Here is a 20,550-nt window from a genome sequence, read left to right as displayed (position 1 = left end):
CTGCTACGCCTGCCAGGCCTCGATCGGGTTGCCCAGCCAGCGGGTGTCCGCCGGGACCGACTCCGCGCGCATCACCAGCGAGGCCGGGCCCAGCGTGCTGCGCGCCCCGATGGTGCTGCCGGGCAGCACGATCCCGCCCGGGCCCAGCGTGGCACCCGCACGGAGCTCCACAGTATCCATGCGCATGATCCGGTCGTGGAAGAGGTGGGTCTGCAGCACGCAGCCGCGGTTGATGCTGACCCCGTCGCCGAGGGTGACCAGGTCGGCCTCGGGCAGCCAGTAGCTCTCGCACCACACGCCCCGCCCGATCCGGGCACCGAGGCCGCGCAGCCAGAGCGTCATCACGGGGGTGCCGGGCACCGCGCCGATCAGCCACGGCACGGCCAGCACCTCGGTGAAGGTGTCGGCCAGCTCGTTGCGCCAGACGAAGCTGCTCCACAGCGGGTGCTCGACCGCCCGGAACCGCCCGACCAGCAGCCACTTCGCGGCCAGCGAGACCAGGCAGGCCAGCGCCCCGGCAAGGAGCAGCAGCACGCCCGAGAGCACCGCCATCAGCCACGGCGAGCCCAGCGCGCAGAACGCGGCCACGGTCAGCACGCCCAGCGCCACCGAGCAGAACACCGGCAGCAGCCGGGCCAGCTCCACCAGCCCGCGCGCCCAGAGCAGCCGGGTGGGCGGGTCGTAGGTCAGGCTCTGGTCGCCGCCCTCGGCGGTGCGCGGCAGCTTCACCGGCGGCAGGCCCAGGTAGGAGCTGCCCTTCTTGGCCTTCTTCGGGGTCGCCGAGAGCACCCCGACCAGGCCCCGGTCCGGCACCGCCCGGCCGGGCGCGGTCATCCCGGAGTTGCCGAGGAAGGCGCGGCGGCCGATCTCGGCCGGGCCGATCCGCAGCCAGCCGCCGCCCAGCTCGTAGGGGGCGATCAGGGTGTCGTCGGCCAGGAACGCGCCGTCGCCCACCGTGGTCAGGCTGGGCAGCGCGAGCACGGTGGAGACCTCGGCGCGGCGGCCGACCTTCATCCCGAGCAGCCGCAGCCAGAGCGGGGTGACCAGGCCGGCGTAGAGCGGGAAGAGGGTCTCCCGGGCCAGGTCCATCAGCTGGCTGACCGTCCAGGCCTGCCAGCCCTGCCGGCTGTGGACCGGGTGGTGCCCGGCCCGCAGGCCCAGGCTGAGCAGCCGCACCGCGCCGACCAGCAGCGCGGCGTAGCCCAGGCCGAAGACCAGCGCGGCGGGCGCGACGGCGAGCAGGGCGCCGCGCAGCGCGGGGCCCAGCGAGTCCTGCGAGCCGATGAACCGGCCGGCCAGCAGCAGCGCGGGCAGCGCCGCCAGCACCGGCAGCAGGGTCAGGCCGAAGCCGCCCACCCCGTACGCCGCCGCCCAGAGCGGCCGGCGCGGCGGGCGCTGCTTGGGCCAGGCGCGCTCGGCGCGACCCAGCTTCGCGGCGGGCGCGCCGCCCCAGCGCTGCCCGGTCGGCACCGTCCCGGTGACCGCCGAGCCGGGCGCGACCTCGGCCCGCTTGCTGACCTTGGCGCCCGGCAGCAGGGTGCTGCGGGTGCCGACCACGGCGCCCGAGCCGATCTTGACCGTGCCGACCTCCAGCCGGTCACCGTCCAGCCAGTAGCCGGACAGGTCCACCTCGGCCTCGATCGCGGCACCCGGGCCGAGCTTCAGCAGCCCGGTGATCGGCGGCAGCGAGTGCAGGTCCACCTCGGAGTGGATCTTGGAGCCCAGCGCGCGGCCGTAGCGGACCAGCCAGGAGCCGGCCAGCTCGGTCGCGCCGCTCGCCTCGGCCAGTCGCTCGGCCGCCCACAGCCGCAGGTGCGTCGACCCGCCGCGCGGGTAGCTGCCGGGAGTCAGCCCGCGCAGCAGCAGCCGGGCGCCGCCGGCCGCGATGGCGAGCCGCCCGGGCGGGCTGAAGAGCAGCGCGGCGCCCGCACCGACCAGCCACCAGGAGGCGCCCGGTGCCCACGGGTAGGCACCGAACCAGTGCAGCAGGTTGCCCAGCGCCAGCAGCGCGACCGTCCAGCGCAGCCCGACCACGGTGAACAGCGGCAGCAGCAGGAGCAGCTGCAGCAGCTGGGCCCGGCGCGGGGTGAGCGCGATGGTGCGCTCGGCGCCGTCCCCCTGCGCCGAGCGCACCAGGTGGCGGGCCAGCTTGCGCAGCACCGGCTGCTGGTAGATGTCGAGCACGGCCGCGGCCGGGTACCGGGTGCGCAGCAGCGTGGTCAGCCGGGCGGCGGCCAGGCTGCCGCCGCCGATCGCGAAGAAGTCGTCCCGGGCGCTGGTCACCGGCACGCCGAGGATCTCGCTCCACTGCTCGGCCAGCCAGGCCTCGGTGCCGTAGAGCTGCTCGGTCGGGCCGGAGTCGGGCAGGTCCAGCGGCCAGGGCAGCGCGTTGCGGTCCACCTTGCCGGAGGTGCGGGTGGGCAGGTCGGCGACCGGCGCGAGCAGCGGCACCAGGGCGGCGGGCAGCTCGGCGCGCAGCTTGGCCACCGCGGCCTCGCGGTCGAACCCCTCCTGGGTGACCAGGTAGCCGACCAGCAGCTGGTTGCCGCCGCGCGCGGTCCGCACGGCCGCCGCGGCGCCCGCCACGCCGGGCAGCGCCTGCAGCGCGGCGTCCACCTCGCCCAGCTCGATCCGCCGGCCGCCGAGCTTGATCTGCTCGTCCGCGCGGCCCAGGAAGAGCAGGCCCTCGGGCTCGGCCCGGACCAGGTCGCCGCTGCGGTAGGCGCGCTCCCAGCCGAGCGCGGGCAGCGGGGCGTACTTCTCGGCGTCCTTGACCGGGTCCAGGTAGCGGGCCAGCCCGACGCCGCCGATCACCAGCTGGCCGCTGTCGCCCATCGCGACCGGGCGGTCCTGCTCGTCGACCACGGCCAGCTGCCAGCCGTCCAGCGGCAGGCCGATCCGCACCGGCCCCTCGCCGGTCAGCAGTGCGCCGCAGGCGACCACGGTGGCCTCGGTCGGGCCGTAGGTGTTCCACACCTCGCGGCCCTCGGTGACCAGGCGCTCGACCAGCTCGGGCGGGCAGGCCTCGCCGCCGAAGATCAGCAGCCGGACGTCGCCCAGCGACTCGGCGGGCCACAGCGCGGCCAGCGTCGGCACCGTGGAGACCACGGTGATCTCCTGCTCGGCCAGCCACGGGCCGAGGTCGGCGCCGCCGCGCACCTGGGAACGGGGGACCGGCACCAGGCAGGCGCCGTGCCGCCAGGCCAGCCACATCTCCTCGCAGGAGGCGTCGAAGGCGACCGAGAGCCCGGCCATCACCCGGTCACCGGGGCCGATCGGCTCCTCCTGGAGGAACATCGCGGCCTCGGCGTCCACGAAGGCGGCGGCGTTGCGGTGGGTGACGGCCACGCCCTTGGGCTTGCCGGTGGAGCCGGAGGTGAAGATGATCCACGCGTCGTGCTCCGGGGTGGGCCGCTGCGCGGTGCCGCTGCCGGCCCGCAGCACGGTCAGCTCGCCGTCGGCGCCGAGCACGGCGGTCACCTCGGCCTCGCCGAAGACCAGGTCGGCACGCTCCTGCGGGTCCTCGGCGTCCACCGGGACGTAGGCCGCGCCGGCCGCGAGGGTGGCCAGGATGCCGATGTAGAGGTCGTTGGTGCCGGACGGGACCCGGATGCCCACCCGGTCGCCCAGCCCGACCCCGGCGGCGGCCAGCCGGCGGCGCAGCGCCTCGACCTCGGCGGCCAGCGCGCGGTAGCTGAGCTGGGTGTGCCCGTCGTCCAGCGCGGGCTCGTGCGGATGGGCGCTCACGGTGGCGTCCAGCACGTCGACCAGGGTGCGTGGCGCCGGAGCCGGGCTGGTGCCGAAGAGTGCGGGCGCACCACTGGGGGCGACCGGCTCCTGCTGGTCACCCTGGGTGCTGATCTGAGTCATGACAGCCATGCGGTCCTCGTCCCTCGTCCCCCACTCGGGCCGCTCTCGGACCCCTGGTGACCTGCGAGGATCCGCACGCCTGGGTGTCTCGCTCCGACCCGGAGCACAACAACCCGATCGATGGTAGACCGCTACGGAGTGAAGTGGCGAGTGGGCGTTACGCCCAACTGGCCACGTTCGGTTCGAAACTGACTGTTCATCAGTTCTGATGTGCACTGCCTGGCAATGACTCTGACGGACCGTCAGTCAAGTTGACGGTCCGTCAGGAAATTTTTTCGGATGTGACTCAGGTAACACCCGGGGGGTGTGTCGGGTACGCCGAGCGGCGCAGCGGGCCGCTCGGCGGCGTGGTCAGAAGTGGAAGACCGGATCGGTTCTGGTGTGCAGTCCGCACGGGTTGGCGAAGTGGTGCTGCCAGTTGACGCGCTGTCCCTGCCAGAAGCCGGCCGCGTCGGCGGTTACCGGCTGGTAGAGGTCGTCGCAGAGGACGCCGGGCGTGCCGTGCAGCTGGTCGAGGTCGCCGTTGGCGGCCGCGATCGCGTCGCAGGCCTCCTGGGCCCTCGGGTGGTCGCCGCGGGTCGGGTCGCAGAGCAGTTCGACGACCCGGGATGCTCCGGTGGTGTCGGCCCGGATGGTCAGCCGCAGCTGGGTGCCTGTACCGACCGGCTGAGCCTGGGCCGGCGTGGGCACGCTGAGGAAGGCGAGGGCGAGCGCGTACAGCGCCGCGCGGATACGCAGGGAGATCACGCGGACAGGGGTACCAGCGGGTTACGCGGCACGCCCAAGCCGTCACTCCATCGTGGGCGCGGCGGCGGACGCGGAAGTCGGCGCCGGGTCGCGCAGCTCCTCGGCCTCGGCGGCCGCGAGCAGTCGGTCCAGCAGTCCGGGGAAGAGCGCGTCCAGCTCTGCCGAACGCAGCGTGCTCACCCGCGAGGTGCCGCGCCGGTGCTGGCGGATCACCCCCGCCTCGCGCAGCACCCGGAAGTGGTGGGTGGCGGTCGACTTGGTCACCGGCAGGCCGAACGCGATGCAGGCCATCTCCAGGTGCCCGGCGGCCAGCTCGCGCGCGATCCGCAGGCGCAGCGGCTCCGCGAGCGCGTGCAGCACGGCCGCCAGGCGGATCTCGGCCGCCGCCGGCTCGGGCAGGCGGGTGCTCGCGTCATCGTTCACCCGGTCATTGTATGGCAGGTCTCGTACTACGACGAGCTTCGTAGTACGGTGACTCTCGTACCAATCCCCGAGCCCTTCGAGGTGCCTGCCGTGTCTGCCCTGTTCGAGCCCATCACGCTGCGCGAACTGACCATCCCGAACCGGGTCTGGATGGCCCCGATGTGCATGTACTCGGCGGCCGGCGAAGGCCCGGACACCGGTGTGGCCACCGACTTCCACTTCACCCACCTGACCAGCCGGGCGGCCGGCGGCACCGGTCTGATCCTGGCCGAGGCGACCGCTGTCACCCCCGGGGGCCGGATCAGCCCCAACGACCTCGGCCTGTGGAACGAGCGCCAGCAGCAGGGCCTGGCCCGGGTGGTCGACGGGATCAGGAGCTACGGCGCGGTGGCCGGAATCCAGCTGGCGCACGCGGGGCGCAAGGCCTCCACGAAGTCGCCCTGGGTCGGTGGCCACTCGATCCCCGAGAGCGAGGGCGGCTGGCGCACGGTGGCCCCGTCCGCCCAGGCCTTCGGCGACCACCCGGACCCGGACGCGCTCACCGTCGAGCAGATCGGCGAGATCGTGCGGGCCTTCGCCGAGGCGGCCGAGCGGGCGCTGGCGGCCGGCGTCCAGGTGGTCGAGGTGCACGGCGCGCACGGCTACCTCACCCACTCCTTCCTCTCGCCGAACTCCAACCACCGCACCGGCGCGTACGGCGGCTCCTTCGAGAACCGGATCCGCTTCGCGCTGGAGGTCTCGGCCGCCGTCCGCGCCGTCTGGCCCGCCGAGCTGCCGGTCTTCTTCCGCACCTCGGCCACCGACTGGCTGACCGAGAACCCGCAGGAGGAGCGCACCGGCTGGACCGGCGAGGACACCGTCCGGCTCGCCAAGGAGTTGCAGGCGATCGGCATCGACCTGCTGGACGTCTCCACCGGCGGCCTGGTGCCCGACGCCCGGATCCCGGTCGCCCCCGGCTTCCAGGTGCCGTTCGCCGAGCGGGTCCGCGAGGCCACCGGGCTGCCGGTCGCCGCGGTGGGCCTGATCACCGAGCCCGCGCAGGCGGAGCAGATCATCGCCGAGGGGCGCGCGGACGCCGTCCTGCTCGGGCGCGAGCTGCTGCGCAACCCGTACTTCGCTCAGCACGCCGCCCGCGAGCTGTCGGCGGAGCGGCGCTGGCCGAGCCAGTACGCCACCGCGATCGGCAACCGCGGCTGAGCCCCGTCCGCTCGTCCGCTCGCCCGCTCGGGCGCTGCTTCGCCCTGACGCGCCCGACCCGCAGCCGGTTCAGCGGGTCGGGCGGCTGCCGGTGAGCGGCAGGTCGTGCCCGGGGCCGCGGCGCCGCTGGGCGGCGATCTGACGCGAGATCACGATCTCCAGCAGGCACCAGGCGATCCCGAACACGCCGACTCCGCTGACCAGCAACATCACCGTCAGCGTCTTCTTCGCGTGCGCCAGCGAGGCCATCGTGGCCACGGTCAGGCTGACCAGCGTGAAGGCCAGGAAGAGGACGGTGCGGACGGCGGCGGCCCGCACCTCGTCCGGCATCCGTCTGCGGGCAGCGGCCATCGGTACGAACCCCCGGGGAACTGAGACAGGCGGACCCTCCCGCCGTGCCCACTGCCTGCCCGCGCGCGCCGGTCGCAAACACCCGACTCCGGCGCGCCGGTTCGCGCTGGGGGCTACCCCAGTTCGGCGGCCAGCTCCTGCATGGCCCCCGTGACGATGGTCCGCATCGCCTGCTCGGCCCGGTCCGGCGCCCCGGCGCAGATCGCCTCCGCCACCTCCCGGTGCAACTGCACCGCGTAGGCACGCGGCTGGTGCGGCATCAGCTTGTGCTCGGTGCGCCCGGTCAGCACCGCGCCCACCGTGTCGCCCAGGTGCGCGAACATCTCGTTGCCGGAGGCGCGCAGCACGGTGGCGTGGAAGGCGATGTCGTGCCGCAGGAACGCGGCCAGGTCGGCGGCCCGCGCCGTGACCGTCAACTCCACGGCCAGCGAGCTGAGTTCCCGGCAGTCGTCGGCACTCGCGTACTGCGCGGCGAGGGCCGCCGCCGCCGGTTCGATGGCCACCCGCAGGGAGCCCAGCGAGCGCAGCTGGGCGGCCCGGTCGGCGCCGGCCAGTCGCCAGCGGATCACCAGCGGATCGAAGACGTCCCAGTCGCCCCGGGGCTGCACGGTGATCCCGACCCGCCGCTTGGAGGCCACCAGCCGCATCGACTCCAGGACCCGCACCGCCTCGCGCACCACCGTGCGGGACACCCCGAAGCGCGCCTCCAGCTCCTCGATCCGCAGCACCGCCCCCTCGGGCAGGTCCCCCGATGCGATGGCCGGTCCCAACTCGGCGAGCAGTTTGCCGGGTAGCCCCTGGATCTCCATCCACTCAGCGTAGATGACCCGCAACCGCGCCCCACTCGGCCCTGGAAGCGCTGGCGAGGCACCCCGGTCGATAAGTATGACGATTTGATGTCACGCTCTTGAATAAGTCATACCTTTGAAGCAATAGTGGCGTCATCGTGGCTGCGGCAGAGGTGGCCGCGGCCGGCCGTGCGAAGTGTCAGGAGCAGAACCCATGGCTCTCAGCGACGAGAACCACCGCGACGGCGACCGGTCGTCCCGGGCCCGTCCGCTCATCGTGGTGATGGGCGTCTCCGGCGTCGGCAAGACCACGATCGCGCGGCTGCTGGCCGACCGCCTCGGCCTGCCCTACGCGGAGGCCGACGACTTCCATCCCGCCGCCAACATCGCCAAGATGAGTGCCGGCATCCCGCTGGACGACGCCGACCGCGAGCCCTGGCTGCGCGCCCTGGCCGGCTGGCTGCGCGAACGCGGCGAGGCCGGCACCGGGGGAGTGGTCACCTGCTCCGCGCTCAAGCGCCGCTACCGTGACCTCCTGCGGGAGGGCTGCCCCGCCGCCTTCTTCCTGCACCTCGACGGCAGCCGCGGCCTGGTCGCCGGCCGAATCGCGCTGCGCACCGGCCACTTCATGCCGCCCTCGCTGCTCGACTCCCAGTACGCCCTGCTCGAACCGCTCCAGCCGGACGAACGCGGCGCGGTCCTGGAACTCGGCGGACACACCCCCCACGAACTCGTCGAGTCGGCCGTCACCCTGCTGCGGCCCGTCAACGGAGACCTCGATTGACCCCCCATCTCCTCGCCGCCGCCCTGCCGCACACCCACAGTGACGGACGGCTGCTGGTCGCCACGCTGACCAGCATCGGCGTCATCGTGCTGGCGATCGGCAGGCTGAAGCTGCACCCCTTCCTCGCCCTGACGGTGGGCTCGGGCCTGCTCGCGGTCCTCGCCGGCGCGCCCTTCGACCAGCTGATGAACAGCTTCTCCACCGGCTTCGGCGCCACCGTGACCAGCGTCGGTCTGCTGATCGGCCTGGGCGCGATGCTCGGCAAGCTGCTGGCCGACTCGGGCGGCGCGAACATCATCGCGGACACCGTGCTGGCCCGGTCGAGTGCGCGGCTGCTGCCGTGGTCGATGGCACTGATCGCGGCGGTGCTGGGGCTGCCGCTCTTCTTCGAGATCGGCGTGGTGCTGCTGATCCCGATCGTGCTGCTGGTGGCCCGGCGGGGGAACCTGAGCGTGATCCGGGTCGGCATCCCGGCGCTGGCCGGTCTCTCGGTGCTGCACGGGCTGATTCCGCCGCACCCGGGCCCGCTGGTCGCGGTCGACGCGCTGAAGGCGAACCTCGGCGTCACGCTGGCCCTCGGCCTGCTGATCGCGGTGCCCACGCTGATCATCGCCGGCCCGCTCTTCGCCCGGGTCGCCGAGCGCTGGGTCGGACCGCTGACGCCGCCTCAGGTGGTCGCGAGCGAGCCCGACCGCTCCGGCCCGGCGCCGTCCTTCGCAGCGGTGCTGGCCACCATCCTGCTCCCGGTGGTGCTGATGCTCGCCAAGGCGCTGGCGGACGTGGCGATCGACGACCCGAAGGACCACCTCCAGCGGATCCTCGACTTCATCGGCTCGCCGCTGATCGCGCTGCTGGCGGCCGTCCTGCTGGCGATGCTGACGCTGGGCCGGGCGGTCGGCTTCAGCAGGGCGCGGATCTCCGAGACGGTGGCCTCCTCGCTCGGCCCGATCGCCGGCATCGTCTTCATCGTGGGCGCCGGCGGCGGCTTCAAGCAGACCCTGGTCGACGTGGGCGTGGGAGACGCGGTCAGCCACTGGGCGGCCAGGCTGCACATCTCGGCCCTGCTGCTGGGCTGGCTGATCGCGGTGCTGATCCGGCTGGCCACCGGCTCGGCCACGGTGGCCACCATCACGGCGGCGGGCATCGTCTCGCCGTTGGCGGTGGGGATGTCCACCTCGCACACGGCGCTGCTGGTGCTGGCGGTGGGGGCGGGGTCGCTCTTCTTCTCGCACCTGAACGACGCGGGGTTCTGGCTGGTGAAGGAGTACTTCGGGATGAGCGTGGGGCAGACGCTGAAGAGCTGGTCGGTGATGGAGACGGTGATCTCGGTGGTGGCGATCGCGCTGATCCTGCCGCTGAGCCTGGTCATCTGAGCGCCGAACGCATGCCGCCGAACGCATGCCGCCGAACGCATGCCGCCAACCGCGCGTCGCCCGACGCGAACTGCCCGACGCGAACTGCCCGACGCGAACTGCCGCTTCGGCCCGGCCGGCGGCAGCCCGCTCGTTCGCTCCCGGTCAGCCGATCAGCGCGAACGCCTCGTCGATGGCCGCGCAGGCCGCTTCGATGTCCTCCTCGGTCACCGCGGCCGAGACGAACCAGCAGGCCAGCCCGTATCCGTTGACGTGGACGCCGCGCTCCAGCAGGGCGTGCCGGAAGGCGGCATAGCGCTGCTGGTCCAGGGCGAGGGTGTCGCGGTACTGCCGGGTCGGCGCGCCGTCGGCGGAGAACACCACCTGGAACATCGCACCGACGCCCTGCACCGCGCACGGCACGCCGTGGTCGCGGCCGGCCCGGCGGAGGGCCGTCATCAGGCGCCGGCCGGCCGTGTCGATCCGGTCGGTGACGGCCGGGTCGGCGAGCCGGGTGAGGGTGACCAGGGCGGCGGTGGCGCACAGCGGTGACCCGTTGTAGGTGCCGCCGTGCTTGACCCGGTTGGCGGCGACCTCGTCCATGATGTCCGCCCGCCCGGCGAAGGCGGCGATGGGCAGGCCGCCGCCGAGCGCCTTGGAGTAGACCGCCAGGTCGGGGACGACGCCGAACAGCGACTGCGCGCCGCCGGGGCCGGTCCGGAAGCCCGTGCAGACCTCGTCGAAGATCAGCACGAGCCCGCGTGCGGTGCACTCCGCGCGCAGCGTCTCCAGGAAGCCCGGATCCGGCATGGTGCAGGCGTTGTTGGCGACGATCGGCTCGCAGATCACCGTCCCGATCTCGCCGCGGTGGGCGTCCAGCGCCGTGCGCAGCGCGGCCGGGTCGTTCCACGGGCAGACCACCACGTCGGCCACCACGCCCGCCGGGATTCCGGCGGAGTGCGGCACGGCTGCGGGTGCCTGGTAGGGGCCCAGTTCGGCGGCGGTGGGCCGGTTGGAGACCGCCAGCGCGTCCACCCAGCCGTGGTAGTGCCCCTCGAACTTGAGGATCTTCGAGCGCCCGGTGAAGCCGCGGGCCGCCCGGATCGCGCCCTGGATCGCCTCCGATCCGGAGTTGGCGTACCGCACCAGGTCGGCACAGGGGACCATCTTCCGGATCTGTTCGGCGAGTTCGATCTCCGGCCGGTTGCAGGTGCCGAACATCGTGCCCGTTGCCAGCACGCCGCCGAGCGCCGCGGTGAGCGCGGGGTCGGCGTGGCCGAGGACGGCGCTGCCGTAGGAGGCCAGGAAGTCCAGGTACTCGTTTCCGTCGGCGTCCCAGATGTGGGCGCCGGAGCCGCGTTCGATGTACAGGGGGTACGGATACGGACCGGTCGAGGTGATCCGGGAGGACGAACTGACACCTCCGGCCAGCGAGTTCCTGGCGCGCTCGAACAGAGCCCGGCTTGTCCCGGTGCTCGGACCGACCGGGGCGCCGGCTGCGGGGACGGCGTCGAAGGTCTGCTGAGTGGTCATCCGCTCTTCCTGTCACAGTGGTTCGGATCCGGGCGGCCGGATCGCCCGGCGGGGTCATGCGGTTGATCGGGCCCGATCCAGGTGCTCTTGACGGCGATCGGCATCAGTCCGGAAACTGATTGTTCGTCATGTTCGCACTTTTTGACAGGAGTTGTTCCCATGGTGGCGAAGATCTCGGTGGTCACCGGGGCCGGCAGCGGTATCGGCCGGGCTTGCGCGTCGGCCCTGGCCGCGGCCGGCTGGTCGGTCGTCCTGGTCGGCCGCCGCAAGGACCCGCTGGAGGAGACCGCCCGGCTGGCCGGGCCGTTGCCGGCGGGGCGGATGGTGCCGGTCACCACCGACATCACCGACCCGCGGGCGGTGCGCGAGCTCTTCGCCGAGGTGTCGCTGCGCTTCGGCCGGCTCGACCTGCTGTTCAACAACGCGGCCGACACCATACCGGCCACCCCCACCGAGGACCTCGCTTTCGACGACTGGAACCGGGTGCTCGGCTCGGTGGCCACCGGCAGCTTCCTGTGCGCCCAGGCCGCGTACCGGATGATGAAGGAGCAGTCGCCGCGCGGTGGGCGGATCATCAACAACGGTGCCCCCTCCGCCCACGTCCCGCGGCCCGACTCGATCGCCTTCACCGCCGCCAAGCACGCGGTGGCGGGCCTGACCAAGTCGCTCTCCCTGGACGGCCGCCGCTACGACATCTCCTGCGGCCAGATCGACATCGGCAATGTGACGCCGGCCGACCGGGACCAGCCCGCCGCACGGCAGGCCGACGGCAGCCTCCGGGTCGAACCGACCATGGACGTGCGCCACGTGGCGGAGATGGTGGTGACCATGGCGGCCCTGCCCCTCGGAGTGAACATCCCGTTGGTCACCGTGATGCCGAGTGCCATGCCCTACCTCGGTCGGGGCTGACCTTCGAGCTCTCGTGTCACCTGAATTTCACCGAACAGCTACTAGGAATGTCCCGGGGTGGCCGGACCCATGCCGCACTGCGGAACTATGGCCGAATACCTCCGCGTTGGCCTGGAGGTGCCAGAATCTCCGGACGAACCTGTGCGCACAGGTGGCCGTCCGACCCGGTCGGCCCGGACTCGCGCGCTCAGTACGGCCACCCGTCCTCCGGGAAGACCCGCCCGAACCAGTGCGGTTGCACCTCCCGCAACCGCAGCGAGCGCCAGTGGCGCGGGTCGGCGCCCTGCGGCACCGCGACCGCCACGTCGGGGCCGTGGGCGAACAGCCGCTCCTGGCAGACGCCGCACGGCGCCAGGATCCAGTACCCGCGCCCCTGGTCGGCGAGCGTCACGCAGACCGAGGCCACCACGCGCCGCCCGAGCTTGAACGCCTCGCAGATGGCGCCCGTCTCATGGCACAGGCGCACGGCGTTGTTCGGGAAGTCCGGCGCGATGCTGGTGAGGACCGAGCCGTCATCGAGACGCAGTGCCGCGGCTCCCGACCACTCCTGACCGGGAAACCGGGCCCGCGCCAACGCGATGGCGGCATCCACCAGTTCCTGATCGACTTCCTGATCGATGGTCATTCACCGGATGCTACGCGCGCCCGCTCGGTCTGACGGCGGTGGTAGCGGGGTCCGCCGAAGGCGACCACCAGCGTGATGCCCGCCGCGACCGGCAGGTCGGGGTCGGCCAGGTACCGGCCCAGCAGCGCGCCGGCTGCCAACGCCACGGCCAGCAGCACCAGTTTGGCCAGCACGAGCCGGCCGATCGGCACCTGCCGGCCGGGCCGCGCGCCCCCGCGCCGGGCCTGGCGGCGCCGCAGCAGCTGGGCCGGCGGCACAACGGCCAGCAGCAGGACCGTGACACGCACCAGGTGCTCCCACCACGGATCCCCACGGCCCAGGGCCCAGGCGGCCCCGAACAGCAGCCCGCCGACCGCGTAGGCGATCCGGACGCTGTTCGGGGAGGCCTGCCCCCGGCTACTGGTCCCCCGCACCCAGCAACCCCGCTGCGGGCCCGTCCACCGCGTCCGCGTCCCCGCCCGCCAGCCGCCGCGACTCGGCGGCGGCCCAGCTGAAGATGCCCCGCGCCATCAGCGAGTCCTCCGCCGCGGCGCGGGCCTCGTTGACCTCGGCGCGCACCGTGTGCAGGGCGGCGTCCTCCGGCGCGGCCTGGACCGCCAGTTCGGCCAGGTGGCCGGCCAGCCGCAGCTCGCCGGCGTCCGCCCAGCGCCGGGCGGCCTCCGTCAGCGATCGCGCGCCGCCCGCCAGTTCGGCGAGCGCGGCGGCAAGTCGGGCGTCGGGGGCGGGCTTGAGGTGGGCCGGGTTGCCGTCGTACCAACCGGCGTAGCCGCGCCACAGGTTGCGCACGATGAACTCCGGCTCGTCGTACTTGGCCTGCAGGTAGACCCGGTCGGCCAGGTGCGCGGGCGGCCGGACCGACTGGACCAGGTCGTCCAGCCGGGCACCGGAGTTGAGCCCGTCCAGGGTCTGCTCGATCAGGCTCTCCAGCCATTCGGCGGTCTCGGTGAGCGCCTGGCGGATCCGCTCGGCGCCGAAGACCGGGGCGCCGTGCGAGGGCAGCATGATCTCCGCGCCGAGCGCCGCCATCCGGCGCAGCGCCAGTGCCCACTCGCGCGGGTAGCGCTGCACCTTCTGCGGGTTGCCGCAGTTGGGGGTCACCCAGATGAACATGTCGCCGGGGCACAGGATCCGGTGCTCGGGGATCCACGCGACGGTCGCGTCGTCGGTCTCGCCCCGGACGTGGAACAGCTCGAAGGTCAGCCCGCCCCGGGTCAGGGTCAGCCCGTCCCGGTAGGTCAGCTCCGGCCTGCGGTACTCGGTCGGCCAGGTCAGGCTCGGCGCCTGGAACTGCCGCTGGTTGATCACGGCGTTGTACCCGTTGGTCAGCAGGTACCGGTCGAACCGCTCGCCGATCCGCTCCTGGGCGATCACGGTCGGTCGGGGGGCGTCCTCGGCGTCGAACGCGCCCATCCCGAAGACGTGGTCGATGTGCCCGTGCGAGAAGATCGCGGTGCCCACCGGGTCCGGGCTCCACGCGCGCACGGCCTGGTGCAGCGGGCCGGCGGTCAGCGGGTTGCCGGTGTCGAACAGGAGGATCTCACCGCCGGTGCGGAAGGTGATCACATTGCCGAAGCCCGGGTACCAGCCGACGCCGTCCATCACCTCGATCACTCCCGAGCCGGCCTGACCGGTGTGCGCGATGCTGTCGTCGACCGCGCCGTGCCAGACCTGGTCGGCGTATTCGGTGAGGGAGAAGCCCATGTCACGTCCTGTTCTGTCGGATCGCCCGGGCACCCTGGCCCGGTGACAGCGCGAGGCGAAGATCCGCTCGCCCGTGCCTCACCCTCACCCGTCCCAGGGACCCGGACAACCGGCCGGGCCAACACCCCGGGCGCCGTATCGTTGTGACATGTCACAACGCGACGAGTCGCCTCCGGCGGACGACCGGGTACGCGAGCAGGCGAGGCGGCTCGCCGCCCGCCTCGAACCGCGGGTCAACCAGCTCGCCAGGGAGATCGTGGAGCGCCAGCGGGCCGAGATCCCCGGCTTCGACCGGCTCCCCGGCGACATGCGCGACCTGGAGATCGCCGCCACCACCCGCCACGCGATCCGCGGCTTCCTGCGCTACGCCCAGGGGCTGCCGTACTCCGAGAACGACGCCGAAGTCTTCCGGGAGCGAGCGGCCCAGCGCGCCGAGGAGGGCGTCTCGCTGGCCAAGCTGCTCAGGTCGTACCACATCGGCGTGGAGCGGCTGATGGACGCGCTGAGTGCCGTGGCCCGCCCCGGCGAGGAGGCCGCGCTGCTCCGACTGGGCCGTCAGCAGCTCACGGCGCTCAACGCCACCGTCGAGATCGTCACCGAGGCCTACCTCGCGGCGTTGGCCGACCAGCAGGTGGCCGCCCGCGAGTTGGCGCGGGCGCTGATCCACGGCGAGGCGCCCGAGCAGGTGGCCGACCGCTACGGCCTGGTGCTCGAACCCGGCTACCTGGTCCTCAGCGTGCGCGCCGCCGCTGGCGGCAGGGGCGCCGAGGCGGCCCAGGAGCCGGTGGCGGTACGGCGGTTGCTCCGCCAGGTGGTGGCGCGGCTCGCCCCGCTGGCCGAGGGCCGCGCGCTCAGCCTGCCGGACGAGGCCGGCGGCCACCTCCTGCTGCCCGGCGGGACCCGCCACGCCGACCTGGTCCGGCAGCTCGCCACCGGCCTGCCGCAGCCGCCGATCGTGGGCACCGCCCGGGCCGCGACACCGGCGGACGTCCCGGCCGCCGCCGCGCGGGCCCGCCGGCTCGCGGCCATCGCGCCCGCCCCGGGGGCGTACCGGATCCAGGACCTGCTGCTCGACTACCACCTGGCCCAACCGGCCGACAGCGCCGCCGAACTGACCGCACTGCTGGAGCCGCTGGAGCGGCAGGCCGACCTGCTCACGACCCTCGCCGCCTTCCTCGCCTGCGACCTCGACCGGCGCCGCACCGGCCAGGCACTCCAGGTGCACCCCAACACCGTCGACAACCGCCTGGCCCGGATCACCCGGCTGACCGCCGTCGACCCGCACACCACCCACGGCGTCCAGCTCTTCGGCGCCGCCCTCACGCTGCGCCGGCTCGGCGGGGTGAACCGGCCGGGTCAGCCGGCGAGTTCCTCGGCGATCACCCCGGACAGCCAGTCGGCGCTCCGGGAGAATCGGTAACCGAGCCGCTCGGCCCGGGAGTTGTCCATCCCGTAGTAGCGGTCGAAGGCGAACGGTGAGGCCGTGGCGCCCGGTTCGACCGTGCGGTAGCGGGGCGCTGGTGTGCCCTGCTCCGCGATCCGCGCACAGAGCTCGACCACGTCGAACTCGCCGTGCGCACGGGCGTTCACCGGGCCCGTGAAGTCCGAACCCGCGGCCCACACCAGGACGTCCGCGATCTCGTGCCGATGGGTGAAGGAGGAGCGGAAGTTCACCCGGTGGACGTCGATGGGGCGGCCCTGGCGCAACCGCTGGACGTAGTGCCGCAGTCGGCCGGTGAAGTCGGCCGGTCCTCCGCCCAGGACGTGCGCCGAGCGCACCGAGGCGAACGGGAAGACCGGATCGCGTCCGAAGACCGCCTCCGCCTGACGCTTGCCCTCGCCGTACTGCGTCTCGCGGAACGCGGGATCCTGCCAAGGGAGTTCGGGGCGGACCGGCCAGTTCGCCAGGTCGATCGACTCCTCCCGCACCGGGCGGTCGGGCGGACTCGGGGTGATCGACGCGTCGGTGGCCGGGTCGTAGACCTCGATGGTCGAGGTCATCACATAGCGGGCCACCCGGTCGCGGAAGACCTCGCGGGCCACCGCCGCCTGCAGCGGCGTCCCGCAGACCTGGTCGAGCACCACGTCGAACTCGCGCCCGCCCAGCGCCGCGCGCAGGCTCCGCGCGTCGTCGCGGTCGGCGATCAGGTGGCGCACCCCGTCCGGTGCGGGAGCCGAGCCCCGGTTGATCAGGGTGACCTCGGCACCCGCCTCCCGCAGTTGCCGGACCACCTGCCGACCGAAGTACCTGCTGCCTCCGATGACGGCCACCTGCTGCATCGCTTCCTCTTCTCCGTCAGCTTCTCGTCAGCGCGACCGCGGCCGTGCTTGTGCTGTGCCCCGAGCCTCCCCGAGACTGACCAGCAGCAGAAGTGGTGATCTGCTCACCCCGTCATAAGGAAACCTGGTGATCGACGTCCAACGCCTGCGGATCCTGCGCGAGGTGGCCCGGCACGGCAGTTTCAACCGGGCCGCCACCGCGCTGCTGCTGACACCCTCGGCGGTGTCGCAGCAGATCGCCGCCCTGGAGCGCACGCTCGGCACCGCCGTGGTGGAGCGCAGCACCCGGGGCGTCACGCTGACCGAGCCCGGACGGCTGCTGGTGGAGGCGGCCGAGGCGATCAACGCCGAGCTGCACCACGCCCAGGAGCAGATCGACCGGCTGGCCCTGGCCCGTCCCCGGCTCACCGTCGCCACCTTCACCAGCGGCGGGCGGCAGCTGCTGCCGGCGGCACTGAGCCGGTTCGTCGCCGAGCATCCCGAGGTCGAGCTCACCGTGCTGGAGGGCGAGCCGGAGCAGACCCTGCCGATGGTCCGCGAAGGCCGCGCCGACCTGGCCCTCGCCTACCACTTCGACCTGTCGCGGCCGTTCCGGCCCGGCGACCGCTCCGGCCTGGACTGGACGCCCCTGCTGGTGGACCCGCTGTCGGTGGTCCTGCCGCGCGATCACCGGCTGGCCGACCGGGCCGGCCTGGAGCTGGCGGAACTCATGTCGGAGCGCTGGGTGCTGGGCTGCCTGAAGACCAGGGCACTGCTGGCCGGCTATGCCGAGCGGGCCGGCTTCGAGCCGGCGGTCGCGGCGGCCACCACCGACTACTTCTTCGCCCAGGCCCTGGTCGGCGCCGGGGTGGGCGTCTCGCTGATCCCCGGGATCGCGCTCGTCCCGCCGACCCCCGAGCTGGCCGTCGTCCCGCTCGACCCACCGGGCCCGGCCCGCCACATCGGGGTGGCGACAGCCCGCCGGGCCCGCCCGCAGCCGCTCGCCGGGGCGCTGCTGGCCGCACTGGTGCGGAGCGCGGCGGCGGCCCGCTGACCGGCCGACCGCCCCACCGCGGTCCGCTCCTCCCGATGCGGCTCCCGCGGCGCCGCCGAGCACGCGCCGCGACCTGCTGACCTCCCACCGGGCCGCGGCCTTCTGGTGAATCATGGAGGCGGCAGATCCATCCGAGGGCCTGAGGCGGCTGACCCCGCGTCAGCCGCCGTGAGTCCTCCGCTAGTGGGACGGGAACAGCATGCCTCTTACCGGCGAGTACGAGCCGAGCCCGGAGCAGTGGGTGCGCGACCAGGTGGCCACCTACGAGACCTCCGGCGGCACCGAGGGGACGACGATGCGCGGCAAGCCCGTGATCATCCTGACCAGCCTCGGGGCCAGGAGCGGCAAGATCCGCAAGAATCCGCTGATGCGGGTCGAGCACGGCGGGCGGTACGCCGTGGTGGCCTCGCAGGGCGGCGCGCCCAAGCATCCGACCTGGTACTTCAACCTGGTCGCCCACCCGGGGGTCGAACTGCAGGACGGCCCGAAGCGCCAGGAGATGACGGCCCGGGAGGCGACCGGCGACGAGCGGGCGCAGTGGTGGGACCGCGCCGTGCAGGCCTGGCCGGACTACGCCGAGTACCAGAAGAAGACGGACCGGGTGATCCCGGTCTTCGTGCTGGAGCCGGCGGCCGGCCCCAGCTGAGCCCGGCGCCCAGCCCGCCCAGCACGCGTCGGGCGGGGGTCCGAAGGCCCCCGCCCGACGCCAACCGCGAAGACCGGCCGACTACTTGTTCTCGTAGGTCGCCATGATGGTGCCGCGGCCGACCGCCTTGAAGCCGAGCGTGGCGCCGATCGCCGCCGCCGAGGCGTCCTCGTCCAGCCCCAGCTTCTCGCTGCCCACCGCGGTCACCGAGAAGACGTAGCGGTGCGGGCCGTGCCCGGTCGGCGGGGCGGCGCCGCCGAAGTCCTTCATCCCGTAGTCGTTGCGCGCCTGGACCGCGCCGGCCGGCAGACCCGCGAAGTCGCCGTTGCCCGCGCCGGTCGGCAGCGAGGTCACGGAGGCCGGGATGTCGAACACCACCCAGTGCCACCAGCCGCTGCCGCTCGGGGCGTCGGGGTCGAAGCAGGCGACCGCGAAGCTCTGGGTCTCGGGCGGGAAGCCCGACCAGCTCAGCTGCGGTGAGGTGTTGCCGCCGTCCAGCACCTGGGCCGTGGGCAGCACGCCGCCGTCGGTGAGGTCGGTGCTGGTCACGGTGAAGCTCGGAACGGGACGCTGGAAGTCGTGCGGAAGCGGTGGCCTGGTCACGTCGGGGATGCCTCCTGAAGGTCGGGACGGGGCGCTCCGAGCCTAGACGACGGGCGGCCACCCCGGTGGGGGTGGCCGCCCGGCCGGTCACGGACCGTCAGCTGTCGTGCCGTCAGCCCTGGTTCCGCTTGGCCAGGAACTCCGCGACCTGCTCCTGGATCTCCGGCGTGTCCAGCCCGCGCACCGTCATGGTGGTGCGGCGGCGCAGCACGTCGTCCGGGGTGTAGGCCCACTCGTTGTCGGCCGCGAAGGCGACCTGCGCCCACACGTCCGGGCCGTCCGGGTGGATCGGGTCGCCCAGCGCCGGGTCCTCGGCGATCAGGCGGGCGATGTCGAAGGAGAGCGTGCCGTAGTGGCTGGCCAGGTGCTTGGCGACCAGCGGCTCCATCCGCGAGCCGGGCTCGCGGTCGACCAGCAGGCGGTGCGCGACCGCGTTCGGCGCGCCGACGCCCGGCAGCGGGACGGTCGCGGCGATCGGCGAGATGTCCTCGGCGATGCCGGTGCCGCGCACGTGGGAGAGCTTCGCCAGCACGGTGCGGCCGATGTGCCGGTAGGTGGTCCACTTGCCGCCGGCCACCGACAGCATGCCGCCGCGACCCTCGGTCACCACGGTCTCGCGCTTGGCGGCGGCGGTGTCGCCGGGGCCGCCGGGGAGCACCCGCAGGCCCGCGAAGGAGTAGGTGACCAGGTCGCGGTCCAGGTGCTCGTCCTTGATCGCGTGGCCGGCCTCGTCCATGATCTGGTTGATGTCGGCCTCGGTGGCCCGCACGTCGCGCGGGTCGCCGGTGTACTCCTCGTCCGTGGTGCCGAGCAGGACGTGGTCCTCCCACGGGATCGCGAAGGAGACGCGGTACTTGTCGATCGGGATGGTCAGCGCGGCGCGCCACGGGGCGCGGCGCTTGACCACCACGTGGGCGCCCTTGGAGAGGCGGATCGACGGGGCGGCGCCGGCGTCCTCCATCGCGCGCAGGTGGTCGACCCAGGGGCCGGTGGCGTTCAGCACCAGGCGGGCGTTGACACCGAACTCGGTGCCGTCCAGCCGGTCCTTCAGGTCCGCGCCGGTCACCCGGGTACCGGTGAACCGCAGGCCGGTCACCTCGGCGTGGTTGAGCACCACGGCGCCGGCGTCCACGGCCGCGCGCACCGTCATCACGGCGACCCGCGAGTCGTTCATCTGGTGGTCGCCGTAGACCGCGACCGAGCGCAGGCCCTCGGTCTTCAGCGCGGGCACCTGCTGCGCGGCGTGCGCGGCGGTGGAGACCCGGCCCATGCCGTCCCGGAAGGCGGACAGCGCGGAGTAGAGGAAGACGCCGGCACCCAGCTTGGGGGCGCTGTGCGGGCCGCCCTTGTAGACCGGGACGAAGAAGGTCAGCGGGTTGACCAGGTGCGGGGCCACGTCGGTGGCCAGCGCCCGGCGCTCCTTGTGGTTCTCCGCGACCAGCTTGACCGCGCCGGTCTGCAGGTAGCGCAGACCACCGTGGACCAGCTTGGAGGAGGCGCTGGAGGTGGCGCCCGCGAAGTCGCCCGCGTCCACCATGGCGACCTTGAGGCCCGCCTGGGAGGCGGTCCAGGCGACGGCCGTGCCGAGGATGCCGCCCCCGATCACCAGCAGGTCGTAGGTGGCCTTGCCCAGCAGCTCACGGGTCTCGGCGCGGGAAGCGGTGCGGCCGGGGGTGCGCTCGGCGCCCAGGGTCGGGATGGTTGCCAT

At 73.4% G+C, this 20,550-nt stretch carries 19 protein-coding genes; 7 read left to right on the top strand and 12 right to left on the bottom strand.

Annotated features, from left to right (window positions below; translation table 11 throughout):
- Nucleotides 1–3: 3 nt before the first annotated feature.
- The 3 genes from OG403_RS05220 to OG403_RS05210 form a co-directional block, all read right to left on the bottom strand.
- A complete protein-coding gene (locus OG403_RS05220; protein WP_442910860.1) occupies nucleotides 4–3,879 on the bottom strand; it encodes a Pls/PosA family non-ribosomal peptide synthetase in 3,876 nt (1,291 codons plus the stop codon).
- A 342-nt stretch (nucleotides 3,880–4,221) separates the two neighbouring features.
- A complete protein-coding gene (locus OG403_RS05215; RefSeq protein WP_329561815.1) occupies nucleotides 4,222–4,617 on the bottom strand; it encodes an SSI family serine proteinase inhibitor in 396 nt (131 codons plus the stop codon).
- Nucleotides 4,618–4,659: 42 nt separating this feature from the next.
- Nucleotides 4,660–5,040, bottom strand: coding sequence for an ArsR/SmtB family transcription factor (locus tag OG403_RS05210; RefSeq protein WP_329561813.1), 381 nt, complete (start codon nucleotides 5,038–5,040; stop codon nucleotides 4,660–4,662).
- Nucleotides 5,041–5,130: 90 nt separating this feature from the next.
- Between OG403_RS05210 and OG403_RS05205 the strand changes: the two genes are divergently transcribed.
- A complete protein-coding gene (locus OG403_RS05205; RefSeq protein WP_329561811.1) occupies nucleotides 5,131–6,237 on the top strand; it encodes an NADH:flavin oxidoreductase/NADH oxidase in 1,107 nt (368 codons plus the stop codon).
- Nucleotides 6,238–6,306: 69 nt separating this feature from the next.
- Here the strand turns inward: OG403_RS05205 and OG403_RS05200 are convergent, their stop codons facing one another.
- Nucleotides 6,307–6,588 carry a hypothetical protein gene (locus OG403_RS05200; RefSeq protein ID WP_329561809.1) on the bottom strand — a complete coding sequence of 94 codons (282 nt, stop codon included), beginning with the start codon at nucleotides 6,586–6,588 and terminating at the stop codon, nucleotides 6,307–6,309.
- A 113-nt stretch (nucleotides 6,589–6,701) separates the two neighbouring features.
- The gene (locus OG403_RS05195) at nucleotides 6,702–7,397 is read right to left on the bottom strand and encodes a FadR/GntR family transcriptional regulator (protein ID WP_329561807.1); all 696 of its coding nucleotides are present in this window, start codon (nucleotides 7,395–7,397) and stop codon (nucleotides 6,702–6,704) included.
- Nucleotides 7,398–7,590: 193 nt separating this feature from the next.
- Between OG403_RS05195 and OG403_RS05190 the strand changes: the two genes are divergently transcribed.
- Nucleotides 7,591–8,160 carry a gluconokinase gene (locus tag OG403_RS05190; protein WP_329561805.1) on the top strand — a complete coding sequence of 190 codons (570 nt, stop codon included), beginning with the start codon at nucleotides 7,591–7,593 and terminating at the stop codon, nucleotides 8,158–8,160.
- Complete coding sequence (locus tag OG403_RS05185) at nucleotides 8,157–9,533, top strand: GntT/GntP/DsdX family permease (RefSeq protein WP_329561803.1); 1,377 nt, start codon at nucleotides 8,157–8,159, stop codon at nucleotides 9,531–9,533. The genes OG403_RS05190 and OG403_RS05185 overlap by 4 nt, the downstream gene beginning before the upstream one ends.
- Before the next feature lie 144 nt (nucleotides 9,534–9,677).
- Here OG403_RS05185 and OG403_RS05180 read toward each other — a convergent pair whose 3' ends face one another.
- Nucleotides 9,678–11,045: an aspartate aminotransferase family protein gene (locus OG403_RS05180; protein WP_329561801.1), complete on the bottom strand. Its 1,368-nt coding sequence runs from the start codon at nucleotides 11,043–11,045 to the stop codon at nucleotides 9,678–9,680.
- A gap of 159 nt (nucleotides 11,046–11,204) precedes the next feature.
- Between OG403_RS05180 and OG403_RS05175 the strand changes: the two genes are divergently transcribed.
- Complete coding sequence (locus OG403_RS05175) at nucleotides 11,205–11,954, top strand: SDR family oxidoreductase (RefSeq protein ID WP_329561799.1); 750 nt, start codon at nucleotides 11,205–11,207, stop codon at nucleotides 11,952–11,954.
- Nucleotides 11,955–12,141: 187 nt separating this feature from the next.
- On the opposite strand, the gene OG403_RS05170 is transcribed toward OG403_RS05175, so the two are convergent.
- Genes OG403_RS05170 through OG403_RS05160 form a run of 3 tightly spaced genes read right to left on the bottom strand, consistent with a single transcriptional unit; the run spans nucleotide 12,142 to nucleotide 14,280 of the window.
- On the bottom strand, nucleotides 12,142–12,579 hold the full coding sequence (locus tag OG403_RS05170; protein ID WP_329561797.1) for a cytidine deaminase: 438 nt from the start codon (nucleotides 12,577–12,579) through the stop codon (nucleotides 12,142–12,144).
- Nucleotides 12,576–12,992, bottom strand: a complete 417-nt coding sequence (locus tag OG403_RS05165) for a hypothetical protein (protein WP_329561795.1) — start codon at nucleotides 12,990–12,992, stop codon at nucleotides 12,576–12,578. The genes OG403_RS05170 and OG403_RS05165 overlap by 4 nt, the downstream gene beginning before the upstream one ends.
- Nucleotides 12,976–14,280, bottom strand: coding sequence for an alkyl sulfatase dimerization domain-containing protein (locus tag OG403_RS05160; protein ID WP_329561794.1), 1,305 nt, complete (start codon nucleotides 14,278–14,280; stop codon nucleotides 12,976–12,978). Before OG403_RS05160 ends, OG403_RS05165 begins: the two co-directional genes overlap by 17 nt.
- Nucleotides 14,281–14,428: 148 nt before the next feature.
- On the opposite strand from OG403_RS05160, the gene OG403_RS05155 reads away from it, so the two are divergent.
- A complete protein-coding gene (locus tag OG403_RS05155) occupies nucleotides 14,429–15,700 on the top strand; it encodes a helix-turn-helix domain-containing protein (RefSeq protein ID WP_329561792.1) in 1,272 nt (423 codons plus the stop codon).
- Here OG403_RS05155 and OG403_RS05150 read toward each other — a convergent pair.
- A complete protein-coding gene (locus tag OG403_RS05150) occupies nucleotides 15,637–16,560 on the bottom strand; it encodes a reductase (protein WP_329561790.1) in 924 nt (307 codons plus the stop codon). The genes OG403_RS05155 and OG403_RS05150 overlap by 64 nt on opposite strands.
- A 127-nt stretch (nucleotides 16,561–16,687) precedes the next feature.
- On the opposite strand from OG403_RS05150, the gene OG403_RS05145 reads away from it, so the two are divergent.
- Together OG403_RS05145 and OG403_RS05140 are read left to right on the top strand one after the other, a co-directional pair.
- The gene (locus OG403_RS05145) at nucleotides 16,688–17,593 is read left to right on the top strand and encodes a LysR substrate-binding domain-containing protein (protein WP_329561789.1); all 906 of its coding nucleotides are present in this window, start codon (nucleotides 16,688–16,690) and stop codon (nucleotides 17,591–17,593) included.
- A gap of 199 nt (nucleotides 17,594–17,792) precedes the next feature.
- Nucleotides 17,793–18,239, top strand: a complete 447-nt coding sequence (locus tag OG403_RS05140; protein WP_329561788.1) for a nitroreductase family deazaflavin-dependent oxidoreductase — start codon at nucleotides 17,793–17,795, stop codon at nucleotides 18,237–18,239.
- An 81-nt stretch (nucleotides 18,240–18,320) separates the two neighbouring features.
- On the opposite strand, the gene OG403_RS05135 is transcribed toward OG403_RS05140, so the two are convergent.
- Nucleotides 18,321–18,851: a YbhB/YbcL family Raf kinase inhibitor-like protein gene (locus tag OG403_RS05135; protein ID WP_329572106.1), complete on the bottom strand. Its 531-nt coding sequence runs from the start codon at nucleotides 18,849–18,851 to the stop codon at nucleotides 18,321–18,323.
- A 103-nt stretch (nucleotides 18,852–18,954) separates the two neighbouring features.
- Nucleotides 18,955–20,550: a glycerol-3-phosphate dehydrogenase/oxidase gene (locus OG403_RS05130; protein ID WP_329561786.1), complete on the bottom strand. Its 1,596-nt coding sequence runs from the start codon at nucleotides 20,548–20,550 to the stop codon at nucleotides 18,955–18,957.

This window comes from Kitasatospora sp. NBC_01266, from assembly GCF_036242395.1.
Taxonomy (GTDB): Bacteria; Actinomycetota; Actinomycetes; order Streptomycetales; family Streptomycetaceae; genus Kitasatospora.
Note: the sequence above shows the minus strand (reverse complement) of the source record. Positions and strands in the feature narration are given on the sequence as shown.